Annotated in this window: 9 protein-coding genes; all 9 read right to left on the bottom strand. The window is 48.4% G+C overall.

Annotated elements, in window-relative coordinates:
- Positions 1-6: 6 nt before the first annotated feature.
- The 9 genes from MKY64_RS30210 to MKY64_RS30170 all read right to left on the bottom strand — a co-directional run bounded on the left by MKY64_RS30210 (position 7) and on the right by MKY64_RS30170 (position 15,244).
- Positions 7-450, bottom strand: a complete 444-nt coding sequence (locus MKY64_RS30210; protein WP_340957567.1) for a hypothetical protein — start codon at positions 448-450, stop codon at positions 7-9.
- 251 nt (positions 451-701) lie between these two features.
- On the bottom strand, positions 702-1,424 hold the full coding sequence (locus MKY64_RS30205) for a response regulator (protein ID WP_036699238.1): 723 nt from the start codon (positions 1,422-1,424) through the stop codon (positions 702-704).
- A gap of 4 nt (positions 1,425-1,428) precedes the next feature.
- Entirely contained in the window at positions 1,429-2,586 is a 1,158-nt protein-coding gene (locus MKY64_RS30200; RefSeq protein ID WP_340751347.1) for a sensor histidine kinase, read from the bottom strand.
- A gap of 57 nt (positions 2,587-2,643) precedes the next feature.
- A complete protein-coding gene (locus tag MKY64_RS30195; RefSeq protein WP_340958202.1) occupies positions 2,644-5,358 on the bottom strand; it encodes a stalk domain-containing protein in 2,715 nt (904 codons plus the stop codon).
- A 256-nt stretch (positions 5,359-5,614) separates the two neighbouring features.
- Positions 5,615-9,643: an Ig-like domain-containing protein gene (locus MKY64_RS30190; RefSeq protein ID WP_340957566.1), complete on the bottom strand. Its 4,029-nt coding sequence runs from the start codon at positions 9,641-9,643 to the stop codon at positions 5,615-5,617.
- 188 nt (positions 9,644-9,831) lie between these two features.
- The gene (metK, locus tag MKY64_RS30185; RefSeq protein WP_076084485.1) at positions 9,832-11,034 is read right to left on the bottom strand and encodes a methionine adenosyltransferase; all 1,203 of its coding nucleotides are present in this window, start codon (positions 11,032-11,034) and stop codon (positions 9,832-9,834) included.
- Between the two features lie 203 nt (positions 11,035-11,237).
- Positions 11,238-11,510, bottom strand: coding sequence for an alpha/beta-type small acid-soluble spore protein (locus tag MKY64_RS30180; RefSeq protein WP_036721686.1), 273 nt, complete (start codon positions 11,508-11,510; stop codon positions 11,238-11,240).
- Between the two features lie 189 nt (positions 11,511-11,699).
- Positions 11,700-12,269 carry a hypothetical protein gene (locus MKY64_RS30175; protein ID WP_036721688.1) on the bottom strand — a complete coding sequence of 190 codons (570 nt, stop codon included), beginning with the start codon at positions 12,267-12,269 and terminating at the stop codon, positions 11,700-11,702.
- 86 nt (positions 12,270-12,355) lie between these two features.
- A complete protein-coding gene (locus MKY64_RS30170) occupies positions 12,356-15,244 on the bottom strand; it encodes a DUF4469 domain-containing protein (protein ID WP_051477751.1) in 2,889 nt (962 codons plus the stop codon).
- Positions 15,245-15,530 lie beyond the last annotated feature (286 nt).

Raw genomic sequence — 15,530 nt, 5'->3', positions numbered from 1 at the left:
TAGCTGTCATTCGCAGGGCTTGGATGGGGATTTCCCGCTTCCCGGCAACCGCATCATCCGCAGCGGCAGCAGCGGCTCCTGAACCCGCAGGTCAACCGTAACTCCCTGACGGAGTTCTGCCCTATCCGCGAGGCCGAAGAACGGCACCGCAGGTGCAAATTCAATAGAAGAGTTATGATAAGCCATCCGTGAGGCTACCGCCATGGTCCTGTCTTCTGAACCGTCATCCACCAAGGTGATCTGCAGGGGCCTGCCGATCCAGCAAGCATACACTGCAAAAACCCTGAGATACCACTCCACCACGGCCTCATGATTACGGGTAATCAGAATATAGTGAAGCCGCTTACCAGTCCGTGCTGCTGCCCGGGTCTCTTCCCGATGATGCAGGAGTTGAACAAGGGCTGCTGCGGATGCATAAATAGAGATAATCCAGATTAACTGGGCGATCATGAAGATGCACCTCCCTCTTATACCCACACTATATGCCGGTGATAAAAGGACGGTGACAGCCCATTAGCGCGGGAGCCCACCCGCCAGTTCAACTTAGGGTACATATTTAAGTTAGCATTTTGCAAAATTCGAATAGAGTGCGGACTGAAACAATACTATGGCTGCAGCTCTCAGCTGCATACAAGTTATGTACCGTTTATAAGGATCATTAGGATTCTCCAAAACGCTCAGTTAAAAGTTTATGAGGGAAGCTATAAAGTTACCCAGCCGTATTTGATAGAATTAATTACAGCCTGCGTACGGTCGTCCACTTCCATCTTTTGCAGAATACTGCTGACATGGTTTTTGACCGTCTTCTCACTGATAAACAGATATTCCCCAATCATCTTGTTACTCTTGCCCTCCGCCATCAACCGCAACACCTCTGCCTCGCGGCGGGTCAGCGGATTGTTATCGCCTGCAACGAATTTGACACCGGCTTCCTTCACGGCCGTCTCGGCCATAGCGCCAGTCTCGTTAAGGTACGTCATGCGCCGCAGCTGATTAATCAGCTTGCCGGTTACCTTCGGATGGATAAAAGCATGCCCCTCGCATACAGAGCGGATCGCATTAATCAGCGACTCGGCCTCCATATCCTTCAGCAGGTACCCGTTCGCCCCCTTGCGCAGCGTCTCAAACACATAGCTTTCATCATCATGAATCGAGAGGATAATCACTTTGACATCCGGGAACATTTCACGGAGCTTTTGCGTAGCCTCCACGCCGTTCTCAATCGGCATATTGATATCCATCAGCACGATATCCGGCTTATTGCCGTTGCAGAATTCAAGCACCTGGATGCCGTCCCCGCATTCGCCAATGACCTCGATGTCATCCTCCATATTCAAAATACGTTTAAGCCCTTCACGAAACAATTGATGATCATCGGCCAAAAGAACTTTAATGGGCGCTTTGCCAGAGTTTTGGTTCTCCATCACATTACTCCTTTCCCTTTTCCACATTCGTCGGAATGTGAATTACGATTGTTGTGCCCTGGTTCTCGGCTGACTGTATTTCCATTCTTCCCTCCAGCAATTCCACGCGTTCGCGCATACCCACCAGACCAAAGCTTTCCCGGTTGGCTTGTTCACTGATTTTTTTCACATTGAAGCCTAAGCCATTGTCTTTCACGACAATCTTGATCAATTGAGCCTGATAAGTAATCTCTACCAGTACGTAGCTTGGATAAGCATGCTTCGCCGCATTGGACAGACCCTCCTGCACCAGCCGGTATACCGCCGCTTCCATTGCCGAGGACAAACGGTGCTCCTTCCCCCTGGTTTCAAAAGAGGTGCGGATCTTCGTCTTCTCCTCATAATCATGCACATACTTCCGCAGAGTCGGAATCAGCCCCAAATCATCAAGCGCCATCGGACGCAGGTTGAAAATCACCTTGCGCATTTCTTCCAGGCTGTATCTTACCTGCCCCTTTAAGTCTATTACTTCGGCTTGTACCAGCCCAAATTCCTGCTTTACCAGCATTCTTTCTACAATTTCCGTCCTTAGGACTAGATTCGCCAGCATTTGAGCAGGACCGTCATGAATTTCCCGGGCAATTCTTTTCCGTTCCTCTTCCTGAGCCAGGATTATTTTGAGTCCAATCATCTGGCGGTTCTTCGCAGATTCGACAATTCGCGTCACTTGACCTAGTTCTCCGGACAGATATTCCAGGACAACGCTCATTTGCGAACCAATCGATTCGGCACGTTCTACAGAATTTTCGACACTGCGCACCCGCATTTGCAATTCATCGCGTCTGCTCCGCAGATAAGCCTCCCTCTCCCTGGTCATCATCAGCTCCAGCTGCAGCTCCGTCGCCTTCTCATAGGCAATCCGGATATCCTTCTCCGTGTAGCGGACAAAATCCCGGCTGACCTCTGTCAGCCGGATCCGGGAGCGGTGGTACTGCTGCTCCAGCTTGTCTACCTTTTGCAATGTTTCATCCGTTTCTTCCATGACCCGCTGCAGTTCTTTGTTGAGTGCAGCAAGCTCATCGCGTGCCACCTGCAATATTTCGAATATCTGATACTTGCTGCTCTCCATCACGTCGATGGTGTTTTTAATCACCCGATCTATCGCATCGGCTTGAAATTCCACGGATGCTTGCCCCATTTCTATCGAATCGTATTAAAGGCTTTCCTTTATATTAACATATCACGATTCGATAGTTACGGTCTTAGTGTTCTGTTCCCATTTTACAGTGAGTCCGAGCTGTTCTGTCACGAGTCGAAGCGGTACTAAAGTCCTGGCATTCAGAATCATCGGTGCTACTTCAGCACTCTGCCGCTTCCCGTTCAGTACGAACTCCTTCTTATTCACGGTCAGATCCAGCGCCTTAGAGCCCCGGAGGACCATAATCTTCTTAGTCTTCGCATCCCAGACCGCATTGCCGCCGAACGCGTCCAGAACATATTTTATCGGCACATACGTACTGCCGTCCTTCACGATCGGCGCAACATCAATCGGCCGCTTGGTGCCGTTAACCGTCATCGCCTTGCCTCCAATGCTCATCGCCGCCGTCCCTTTGGGCAGTCCCGCCTCACTGGAGAGCGATGGCATCACGAAGGAAATATTATCAAAAGCCACTGTCCCTGTCTTGGCCCGTTCATCCTGGCCTTCTTCTACATTTACCACGTAAAGTCTCTTAAGGGAAGCTGGGAATTTAATCCCTGAGCCGGACAGATCGATATTAAGCGTCTTCCAGCCGTTCCAGTCGATAACTTTCGCCAAATCAATATAGGCCGTCTTTCCGCTGGCATCTGTCAGCTCGGCACGCATCCAGTTCAGGCTCATGTCCCCCATCACATCGACTGACATGGAGGTTGCCGCCGCCGGAATATCCTTGCCCTTTGTACCGTTGAACTGGGCGTATGCGTACATTTTACCGGTGCCTGCACTCATATCGTAGCTAAGCGATAAGACCTTCGAGCCTGCACGCTCTGCGCTGCCCGCAACTACTGCTGCTGTTCCAGTAACCCCTGCCGCATTGGTTGTGAACGCGAACGGATAATTGGCATTCTCGAAATCCTCCCACGCCGTAGCAGCTGCAGTAGACAAGACAACCGCCGTGCTGAAGCCGTCATAGCGGGCAATCGCATATCCGGTAGTTACGCCGGGATCGACTGACTCCACTTTAAGCTTGCCGTCCCCCACACTTCCTTTGAAGCCGATAAACTCCCACTTCAGTGCGGTTGCCGGAACAGCTATCGTTGCCCCGCTCTTCGACACCGCGCTAACCGGAACCGATACAGTGGCTCCTGCTTGCAGCGGTGCAGTTGCTGTACCTGCAATCAGGCTGGACAGGTCTTCTCCGCCCAGAACGGTGACCTCGGTCTCCGCACTCGCTGTTCCGCTGGTCGCCTTCAGCTTGACGGTTCCCGGCTTGACGGCCGTGGCTTCGCCCGCATTCACAGTCACACTCCCGCCGCTTGCGGTCCAGGCCGGATTAGCCGCCGCTACATCCACCGGATTGTAGTACGTATCATAGCCCTTCAGGGAGTATGTGGCCTTTTGCCCGATTAACAGTACCGAGCTGCCGCTGATCTTGATTCCTTTCACTTCACCTTGCGGAGCAGAAGTATATACTCCCACGCCGTTAACGATTGTGCGCTGCTCCTTGCCGTATTCGGTATTGAAGGTAAGCGTAGTCGAGGTTTCAGCCAGCGGGCGGTCTACCATCGTTGTAGAGCCCCCTCCGTCCAGATTAATTCCTTTCCACACCCCGATATTCGTCATGAAGGATTGCAGCTCTGTCAGCGACAGACCCGCACTATTGCTGTTCTTCTCAGCTGCAATGACATATACGTACCTGCCATCCTGGGAATAGCCCAGCGCTGTACGCGCCCGGTACCCGCCAATGCTGCTTGTAGAACGGGAGAACGACGACGCCTTGCCGTTATTGACCAGAATCGTATGCCCCCCGATCATCATCTGCAGCGTAGAAGGATCGAGCTCCTGCTGGGTGGTTTTGGAACGGAGCAGATAGGTACTGTTTATCTTTTGTCCTACAACCAGATGTGCCTTGACGAACTCGGCAGCCAGCCCGTGCGTCCGCAGAATATAAGCCCCTTTGGGCACGGTCACCGGCAACGCCGAATCCAGCGAGATCTGGGTAATCGTATCATTCTCTACCAGCACCTCTGTTGGTGTAGTAGAACTGCCCTTAGGCCGCTCCAGCGCTGTCCACGCATCTGTGTAGATATAAGCGGCATTAGCATGACTGTAAGTCGAGCTGCCGCCTTCGGGATTGTAGGCCCCTTTGTTGATGCCGGACAGCGGGAACTGGGAACCATCCTCTGCGGTCAGCATCCCCTCAAACGTATATTCATCAATGATAGGTTTACGGTCCTTGGTTACTGCAAAAGCATACATTCCGTTTAGCTGTGAAGGAGTGGACACCAGCACACCGCCCGATACCTGACCGCCAATCGGCGCACCTTCTCCGCCGGTATTGAAGTAATCCCCGTTCACCGCCGCGACGGCTCCTGTCTCCGCCGCCATGCCCCCTGTGCTCTGCCGTGTCGTCAGATTCCCGCCTTTGCCGGTCATGACATCCAGAGAGACATAAGGATTATTCAGATCGACACGAATGACGCTGGCCAGTCCTGTGGCACTCTTACCTGAACGCACTGTGGTAAATTTATATTTCATCATCATCGCACCGGAAGTGATAACCTCTTCACTCAGCTTTGTCGCCGAGAAGGACGCTGCTGCTTGTGCTACCGGCGCAGTGCTTGCGCCCAGCCATCCTGCACCTTCACTCCCGACAACCGGCATGATCCAGATTACACCCGCCAGGGATGCAGCAATCCATTTTTTAGCAGGCGACCATTGATTTCCCCGTGTTGACTCAGTACTCTTTTTCCCCATGAAAAGCTCATTCATTTCAGTGTAACTCTCCCATCTATTTGTACTCTTCTACTTCGCTATCAAGACCTGGATATCAGTTCATAGTAATAGACTATACCTTTAATAGACTGAATTCAGCTCGAAAAGTTGCGAAAATTGGAGAGAACTAGCAGGTTTTACCGGATGGGCAGAGTCACGCTGGAGCTGTCCAGGTATGCCAAAAAAGCACCCGGCCCATAGACCGGATGCTCTGCTTAACTATACAATTCCCTTGCTCTTACAAATAACCTGCTGTCTTCAGCATCCGCTGCAGCATGACCGCAGCCTGCCCTCTGGTAGCATTACCCTGCGGCTGGAATTGCGTGGTGCTGACTCCCTGAATAATCCCCGCCTTGACTGCCTTGGCTACAAATTCGATACTCTGGCTCAGAATCCTCGCCCGGTCCTTGAACGGGCTAAGCGTATCCATTACCGATGCACTTAGCGTTACAGGCTGCCCCGTATACTCCAGCGCCCTCACCATCATAATCGCCATCTGCTCACGGGTAATTTTATCCTCCGCGCGGAAGGTCCCGTCCGTATTGCCGGTGATGATGCCGGCTTTGGCTGCGGCTTCTATGAAGTCACTTGTTTGTGTAAAAGGACGTACATCCTTGAACTGGGAAGCTCCACCGCGTACTGCCTGTAAACCTAAGCCCCGGCTGAGCATCACAGCGAACTCAGAACGAGTGATCGGCTGATCAGGCTTAAACGCAGTTCCATAGCTGCTATCGATGATATTTTTGGCGGCTAACTCTGCTACAGCAGTCTTACTCCAATGTGAGGTCATATCTCCAAAGGTACGCAAGGAAATGAACACCCCCACCACCTGGTTACCATTCGTGCGTGCACTAACAACGCTATTACTGCCCACTGTAGCAATTTGGGCCGGCAAATAAATAGCATCATTATATGTCGAATCTACTCCGGCAGCCATCGTTTGTGCAGAGTTAAGTACAGCAGGGTTACGAACAATGTACTGTCCTGTTACATTTAATTCCTTGGCATTGGAGTAGTTATCTTTAATTGAACCGGTAAGACGTAAATCCATAAGACCGGTAACGTTACGCATCGCCTGGCTTCCGATTTTTTGTTCGAACGAATAGAACGTCCCGCCCGGAACACTCTCCATACGCAGCACAAGTGAGACCTTATTGATATCTGTTCCCAAACCAGCAATTAGCGAATTGACATCAATGTCGCTTAGTTTTACACCATACATTTGATCTCCGTACCGGATAATCAGTTTTGCATTCTTGTTGCTTGTGGCTGCATCCGATAGAGCTTTTAATGGAACGGTAACATAGGCTGATTTCTCTGTAGAGGGAACCTCGAATACCAACTCATCCGTACCTGCAAGCTTTAGATATTGATAACTGGCAGCCATACGCTCTGCATTCAGATCATATCTTTTAACCATTTGTTTGTAGACCGAAAGATCTGTAACCGCAAGAGCAGAATCACTCTTCAGTAGCGGGTACTCCTTGCCAAACTCACTGGCAGGCAGGGTTCCGAGGTAAGAAGGGCGGCTTCCATTGCCCGTTACACCAGTGGTCAGATTCTGAACAGACAAGGAATTGAAGGACGGAAGAGAGTTACCATTCGTGTCTGTAATCATCCCCGCACCCGACAGGTAAGAGAGCTCCACCTTTTGCCCGGCCGTCACTGCTTGCGAGAGATTCAATTTCAAAAGAGTTCCAGACAGGCTGAAATCCTGAACATCAATGCTGCTTCCATCAGCCTTAATCCCAAACTGATTAACATACAATTTCGAAGATGACTGCATGCTCTTATTAAAAGTAACATTAAGTTCGTTGCCCTTCACTGTAGCTACGCTGATCTCCGATACTACCGTGGCTGAAGTTACAGACACTGGCTGAAGATCAACATAGGCTGCACGATTACCATTCAGATCACTAAGTCCAAGAGTACCTGGAACATAGGATACCGTCACTGTTCCGTTAACTGGCAAAGCAGTCTGAAGGGTCAATGTAGCCTGCGATCCACTTACCGATACATTGGTAACATAGTTTGGTTTGCCGCCAACCAGTACAGAGAACTGGCTATTCATCGGTAAATTGGTTGTGGACAGACCTTCGTTATAATTCAGAATGATTTTATTGCCCGCACCCGTCGCATTCTGGAACACCGGCGGCACATTATCCTTACTATTGCGGATGTTAAACTCAGCGAAGTTTGCAATATTCTGCCCCAGAGAGCTAACCAGCGGATACGAACCGGCGTAGTAGGATACCCGGACCGACTCCGAATTGCCCACCTCGGAACCCACTGTTAAATAAAGGGTGTTGCCGCTGGAGCTGATAGAATTCACCCCAAGCGAATACCCGTCAGTTGTTACCACAAACTGATCATACGCATATGGAGAGACCGTTTTGAGCGTATCATTGAAGGTCAGTGTCACTGTTCTGCCAGTAATTCTGCCTTCTTTGGGCGTAGGGAGCGCCGATTCTATAGTATTAGTGATCTGCTGTCCAGAAAAGGTAGGCGCAGCATTCCCGCTCGTATCCTGAATCGTCCGCACGCCGCCGGTATAGCTGATTTTTACATTCTGCCCTACAGCGATGCCTGTGCTAATCACTACAAATACACTGTCTCCTTGAATATAGGCACTCTCAATATTCCGGGTTTCCTCATTAACGGTTACCCCGAAGCTGGAAGCCAGCAGCGCCACTGAAGCGTTAAGCGACTCATTATACCTCAGGCGGATCGTCCGGTTGTTCTCCAGCACTGCACTCGTCAGCGAGGGTGGAGTTTTATCTATGGCCACAGTGCGGAAGCTCCAGGACTTGGTACCGCTTAATCCCTCATACTGCACGCTGGGGTCTGCGGCATCCGTGAACGCTCCTTTGGCGATGTCGATATAATAGATCGTATCTGATTCCAATGCTGCCGTCGGCTTGATTAAAAACTCCTTGGCAGAGGCGCCCTGCTGAACTGTCGCTGTCACTTTAGATCCATTGCTTTTGTACAGAACAACCCCGTTCGTGACGGTGCTATTATTGATAACATCCCGGTTGAAATTAACCGCAATCGTTTTGGAGATATCTACCGACTCACTGCGGTCCGCTGGTGTTAACGCGGCTACAGACAGACTTGTCAGTGATGCCGTCGTGAACGTCCAGGAGTACGGACCTGAGGCCGGAAAGAGATGACCATCCTGATCATAAAAAGCACCCTGCGGTATTGTCACAGTATATAGCGTACCGCTCAATAGCGGTGAAGCTGCGGAGGCTGGCAACAGAGTTATTGTCGAGCTTCCCCCACCGGTAACATTCGTTGAATTGACATTCAGCCATCTTGTTCTAGGGTCCCCTGCACCTGGAGAGACCGAGATTACTCCAGAGGCCGGACTCATCGGGCGGTCGAAGTATAGCTTAAGGGCTCCACTAACCGATGCGCCAAAAGATGCATTGGCCGGAGCCGTAGATGCAGAGATAGTACCCGTGCCGACCGTGGAGAAGCTCCAGCCGCTGCCGCTTGCTATCCCCTGATAGGTTGTATTATTAGCATCCTTGAATGCATAAGCGTCGATAAGCACATAATAATTCCCGCCGGACGGAAGCTTATTAGCCAGTGTCAACGTCACCGTTGTCGAGGAATCTGCACTCTGGAATGCTACGCCAGGTTCTCCATCTCTGATCGCAAACTCTTGTATAACCGCGTTATCCGCTGACGAGAGCAGCCTGACGCTGCCTCCTCCGGCTGTAAGGACTCCAGATAAGCGAATACTCAGCTCCGTTAAGCTACCTGCCTCTACTCTGGAATTGATGGCAGGAGACATGCTGCTTGCTGTAATCGCCGGATTTACCTCCGGAGCTGTCGTGAACTTCCAGCTTGTTGCCGCAGATTCATTGCCTGCGCTATCCTTGAACAGCCCCTTAGGCACACTTACGCTATATGTTTTGTAGGGAGCAAATTTAAGGCTGGCGCCTAGCTTGATCTCGTAGCTTGACGAGTTTCCGATTAGTCCTGCACTCCCGACTGCAATTTCCGTAAATACCGTTTCGGCATTTACATCTGTAATGGTGATTTTCCCGGCTTGCGGGATCACCTGGCGGTCAAAGCCAAGCCCCAGCGAAGCCCCGACATTTACAAAAGCAGACCCGTTCGCAGGAGAAATGCTGATTCCGAATTCCGAAGCGGCGTATACCGCTGATGTATGTATACCGATAGCCGGACTGCCCAGACCAAGCAGCAGATTGCCTGCAATGATAATTGCCGTTCCTATTCTTAATTTCTTTCTCATTCTTAAAAAACCCCTTTCAGCCCTTCCAGCACTTCTTGTATTTGTATACTGTTATATTTCGGCTAAAGGGCTTCCAAAGTTTAGAAGATGACGGCTGCGGGCACATCGGCTTGCTTTTTCACAAAAAAAAGCCCACACATCACCCTCTTCATGAGGACTTCTGTATGGGCATATTTATTCTTAATTTCTTAGATTCCAGACTGGGCCTTTAACAAATCCGCCTTATCTACGCGTTCCCACGGAAGGTCCACATCTGTGCGGCCAAAATGTCCATAAGCTGCTGTCTGTCTATAGATAGGCTTACGCAGATCCAGCATCGAGATGATTCCCGCCGGACGAAGATCAAAGTTATCGCTGATCAGTTGAACCAGCTTCTCCTCACTGATCTTGCCCGTTCCATATGTATCCACATTGATCGATACAGGGGTAGCAACACCGATAGCATACGCCAATTGAATCTCGCACTTGTCAGCAAGGCCGGCAGCGACCAGATTCTTCGCTACATAACGAGCCGCATAGGCTGCAGAACGGTCCACTTTGGTCGGATCTTTACCGGAGAAGGCTCCGCCGCCGTGACGGGCATAACCGCCATATGTATCCACAATGATTTTGCGTCCAGTCAGACCGGCATCTCCTTGAGGACCACCAATAACAAAGCGGCCAGTAGGATTAATGAAGTATTTAGTGGCTTCATCCAATAGCTCAGCCGGAACAACCGGAAGAATGACATGCTCTTTGATGTCTGCCTGAATTTGTTCAAGGGTAATTTCTTCTGCATGCTGGGTAGACACAACAATAGTATCCACACGCACCGGCTTGTCGCCCTGGTACTCAATCGTAACCTGGGTTTTGCCATCCGGACGCAGATATTTCAAAGTTCCATCTTTACGGACTTCCGCCAGACGCCGGGCAATCCGGTGAGACAGGGCAATCGGAAGCGGCATAAGCTCAGGTGTCTCATTCGTAGCGAACCCGAACATCAGACCTTGGTCACCGGCACCAATGTTAGCAGTCTCTTCAGCTAATGACGCAGGGTCCCGATGCTCAAGAGCAGCGTTTACACCCTGGGCAATGTCTGCCGATTGCTCGTTCAACGAGCTAAGAACCGCACAAGTATTATAATCAAAGCCAAACTTCGCGCGGGTATAGCCAATTTCCTTAATAGTATTACGTACGATTGCCGGAATATCCACATATTCAGATTTAGTGCTAATTTCCCCGATGACAAGCACAAGACCTGTTGCTACAGCTACCTCACAAGCTACACGGGCATTAGGATCGTTAGCAAGAAATGCATCTAGTACCGCGTCGGATATCTGATCACAGATTTTATCGGGGTGTCCCTCCGTTACGGACTCAGAAGTAAACAGATGACGCCCTTTGATCGACATATACAACAACCTCCCATATTGTTGATCTGACACTGTATTCAAGGGGGCTCCCTAGTAGATAACAGGCCAAATATAAGTAGTAGAATAATAATGGCCAATGCCTGTTTTATTCAAAAAATGAACCTTTTCCGGATGGAAAAGGTCTACGGCCTTCCTCAAAGGTCATATTATCTTATTTACCGGTGGCTGTCAATTGAAGCCAGTTATGCGAAAAGAGACTGCTCTGCCTGTTTGATCAACCTCTTTGTGATTTCCCCGCCAACAGATCCATTATCTCTGGAGCTTAGATGTCCCAGATATGGAGTACCTCCAGAAACACTTGCTCCGCCAATCGTCCCCAGCTCAGAAGCAAACTCCGTATCCATCCCTCCGCCGTACGAAGCTCCATATAATCCGAATTCAGAAGCAATTTCATATTGCATTTGTTTCAGCATTGCCCGGCTTTCTGGTACCACACTGCGATTTGTACGTGCCATGTTACAGCACCTCCTGCGAATTTTTTTTAAGATTACAGGTGGTATTGTGTACGAATCGCAAAGGCCTGAGTCGGCTTAATGTTTGTCAACTGTGGGAATGAGTTCCGGTGTATATGGAGGTCCAAAATAGGGCATTCTTTATATAGAAAGAAAAATGTCGATTGAAGTGTTCTTAAAAAAAGATTGCAGCTATTTCAGAGTATATGCTCCACGGACCATAACAACGATTTTCATCGTTTGACCGTCCTGTACAGCAATTCCACGGCCATCCCGGGGGAAAGATAATAGATGATTCATAGGCGCAGCTACACCATTCGCCAAATCGACACCATCCGTCAAATCAGCTACTCCATTAGCATCTTGGGAATAAATAACCGCTTTGCCGGCGCGAACAATAAATTCAGCACCCGCCCCGGCAATCAGGGTTTGTCCAGGTTTCACATCAACGATTTCGCTGGCATTGCCCGTATTGCCTGTGTCACCCGAACCGGAAGCCGGCGCTTTGGTTGGAGCTGTGGTTGCAGCCGGTGCATTAGTTGCAGTAGCAGCCGGAGTCTGAGTAGGTGGACTAATTGTTCCACCCTGCAAAGCCTTCTGAATCTGTTGGTCCACATAGCTCTTAGTAACCACCGGGTCCTCAGCCGTTCCTGGCTGTGATCCAACACCGGCGCCTTCAGCCGTTAAGTTGAGCATGGAGCCTGCCCACAGGCCACCTGCCAGCAGCACTGCGGACATCGTAACTTTCCAAGCCGTCTTCAAAAGTAATTCCTCCTCATAGTGGGATAAATGGCTATAAAAAAAGAATAGCCTCCGAAGAGGCTATTCTTTGCTTCGGTAATCGGAGATTACTTAGCGTAAATTTCGTTAGTGTCGTCTTTAATAACGTTTCCGTCACCATCAGTGAACGTAGCGCCTTTAACGACTTTAACAATAATTCTGTTAACTTCATTAGCGTTAAGGTCAAGCTCCTCAAGGGCACCTGCTTTAGAATCAATGATTTGTTTCGAGAACTTAACAGACCATTTACCCTTGTCAGAACCGTACTTGATTTCAGTAACCGAAACGATATGTTCTTTCTTAACAGCCTGGTTATCAACAACATCATTGTTGATAAAGAACTGCAGGTTACTTGTGAGGTTCTCTTTGGTAAGACCAACTACATCTTTAGAGAATCCAAGGATCAGTTCAGTGGAGCTTCCTCCAGATACTGCTGCAGTGTTAAGGGTCGGTTTAATTCTGCTAGTCAGCTTACCCTTAGCTTTAGCTTGTGTACCATCAATGCCGTTACCAACAGTGTCAGTAACTCCGCTTACGATGAACTCGTAATCAGTTTTAGTGGTCTCAATTGCACTACTAGGAATCTTAATAGTTACGCGAGCATATACAGGATTCTTCGTAGATCCAATTGTATTACCATTAGAATCAAGAGTAGTTACAGATGGGAATGATCCAGCTGGAAGTGCTTTACCGTCCAGTGTATAGCTGTTTGGATCAATCAAAGTCGCACTATTCAGACCACTTGGATCCTTCAGATCAACTGTAATGGTTGCTTCGCCATATACAGTATTAGTAACGCTGTCTCCGCTAACTTTCACACTGTCAATGAATTTGATCGGTGTTGCGCCAGCAGTTGGCAGGAACAATTCTGGTCCCTTATCATCAGTGGAAGAAGCTCCCAGAGTAACATCCAATACTTGTGCAGTATTTTCGTTGCCACTGTAAGATTTATCTTTCACCAAACCAGCCGGTACACGCAGAGTGTACTTACCAGCAGCTACAGAAGCTGGAACTGGAAGGACGATAGTTTTTTCGTTGTTTTTCTTGAATCCGGTAGTTGGAACAATAATGGATTCACCAGTTGATTCACTGATCAGGTATACAGTACCCTTACCAACATAGTCAACATCCTTAGTGAATCTCAAGGCAATACCTTTGTTCGCTGTAGTTGTCGAGTAAGTTACATTAGTCACTGTTGGAGCCACTGTGTCCTTAGTGAATGTGATGGCTTGGTTAGAAGCCGTTCCCAGGATGTTGCCCAGTGTGTCCTTAACATTAGCACCGAACACAACTGAACCGGTGAAAGTGTTGCTGGATGGGAATGAAATTCTAGGCGATTGCAGAGTGAACTTCTTGCCATTCTCAGAAGTTAGAACAGAGAAAGTACCTTGGCTTTCACCAGAAGAGTTCAGCAAACGAACGTTACCTACCAGAGATGCACGGTCTACTGTTTTATCGAATTCAACTTCGATAAATCTGTCACTTACCGGAGTTACGCTCTTAATGACAGGAGCTGCAACATCGGAGGTAACTGTAACTGTAGTTTTTGTAGGATTCGGTGTAATGGTATTTCCTGCATAGTCAGATACATTCTGCAGAGAAACATCATAAGTTTTACCACTATCCAGTGATCCGCCAGTCAGTTTGAATTCATCATAAGTAGCAGTAGTAGCAGTAGCTTGAGCAGATACACCGTTAACGTAAGCTACGATACCCGTAGTTTTTACTGGCTCGCTAAATTTAACATAAACATCTTTAGTGTTTGTTTTCGCAGCAGCAGTTGTAGATACAATAGTCGGAGCTACTGTGTCAGCAACATTCACAGTCTGAAGGAAAGCTGGAATGGATTCTGCAGAAGTTGTGCGAATATCACCACTAATTTCGATGTTGTAGTTACCCTTAAGGAACTTGATAGTTGGAACGTTAGCCAAGGTGATTACAGCCTCAGTATTATCGGCATTGAATGTCACATTAGCGTTAACTGCATCATTGTCCTTAGTGCCAACCTTAGTGATCTTGATAACTTCATCAAGCAGTCTGCTGGATTCAGCTACAGTATCAGTGTCAATTGTGCGATTGAACTTAACAACTACTTGCTTCGAGTTTGGAGTTGTTACAGAAACAACCTTAGGAGCCTGCAGAGTTACTTTTGCAGTATAGTCCTTTTCAAGGTGTTTGAAGTTGATTGTTTGTTCAACACCTGCTACCAGAGCAGTTGTCAATTCAACGTTTGCAGTAGTTTTGTCAGAGAAAGTTACAACTACTTTGGTTGGGCTTACTGCTTCAGCAGAAGCTACAGTCAATGTAGGAACTTTACCGATTTGGTCAGCATAGTAAGCTGTTTCAACTACCAAAGAACGAAGAGCGTTAGCTTTGAAGTTGGCAGTTTTCTCTACCAGACCAGCGTTGATAACTGCTTGCGCATAGCCCTTAGCCCATACAGATGCACTGTTATCAGTTGTAGTTGGTTGTTCCAGCTTAAGAGCGATAGCCAATACTTTAGCTACTTCTTCAACTGTTACTTTACCGTTGTAGTTGAAGATACCTTTAACAGTATCTTGACCCTGCATCAATCCTGCTGCAGTAACTGCTTCGATGTAAGGAACAGCCCAGTTTTTAGCGTTGTAACCTTTATCGTTGTAAGACAACTTGCCAGTTACTTCAGTAAGACCGAACAATTTAGTAACGATCTTAGCGAATTCTCCGCGAGTCAGATCTTTATCAAGATGAGCCTTACCATCAGGGAACCCATTAACAACACCCTTTGCTGCTAAAGCATCAAATGCTTGTTGTGAAGTTACCTTTGCTGTTTCACCAAATGCTACAGAGGCAAACATCGAGAATGCCATTGCTGTAGATAATGCTACGGATAAAATTTTCTTCATAACCTTTTTTTCTCCTCCTTGGACATTCATAAACTGGGATTTTTCTTTAGTTGTGTAGCTCATATCACTCATTTGTCGAGCACCCCCTTTCCCGAGTTGAGCAGATTAAGTATAAATAATGTCTGTGACGGGTATCACAGAAACTTGTAAACAGCTTCAAGGCATAGTAATACTAGATTCCTAATTCTACCTAAGTATTATACAATGTGCCTCTAGTCACGTAAAGCTAATTTTTCCATTTAGCAATGAACAATGCCTTGAGGGCATTCCGCAATTGCCTTGTGCAAGTGACTCTACACCTTAAACGCAATAGTTTCAAAAAAGTTGCGCTTTGGTTAAAAAAACTTTTTCTGCCCTG

Source organism: Paenibacillus sp. FSL R7-0210, from assembly GCF_038009085.1.
GTDB lineage: Bacteria > Bacillota > Bacilli > Paenibacillales > Paenibacillaceae > Paenibacillus_AQ > Paenibacillus_AQ silagei.
This window is presented reverse-complemented; position numbering and strand designations above follow the sequence as displayed.

Excerpts from the sequence above, each read along its gene's own strand:
- MKY64_RS30210 (WP_340957567.1), bottom strand. The coding sequence starts at position 450 with ATGATCGCCCAGTTAATCTGGATTATCTCTATTTATGCATCCGCAGCA.
- MKY64_RS30170 (WP_051477751.1), bottom strand. The coding sequence starts at position 15,244 with ATGAGTGATATGAGCTACACAACTAAAGAAAAATCCCAGTTTATGAAT.
- metK (WP_076084485.1), bottom strand. The coding sequence starts at position 11,034 with ATGTCGATCAAAGGGCGTCATCTGTTTACTTCTGAGTCCGTAACGGAG.
- MKY64_RS30195 (WP_340958202.1), bottom strand. The coding sequence starts at position 5,358 with ATGGGGAAAAAGAGTACTGAGTCAACACGGGGAAATCAATGGTCGCCT.
- MKY64_RS30205 (WP_036699238.1), bottom strand. The coding sequence starts at position 1,424 with ATGGAGAACCAAAACTCTGGCAAAGCGCCCATTAAAGTTCTTTTGGCC.
- MKY64_RS30190 (WP_340957566.1), bottom strand. The coding sequence starts at position 9,643 with ATGAGAAAGAAATTAAGAATAGGAACGGCAATTATCATTGCAGGCAAT.
- MKY64_RS30180 (WP_036721686.1), bottom strand. The coding sequence starts at position 11,510 with ATGGCACGTACAAATCGCAGTGTGGTACCAGAAAGCCGGGCAATGCTG.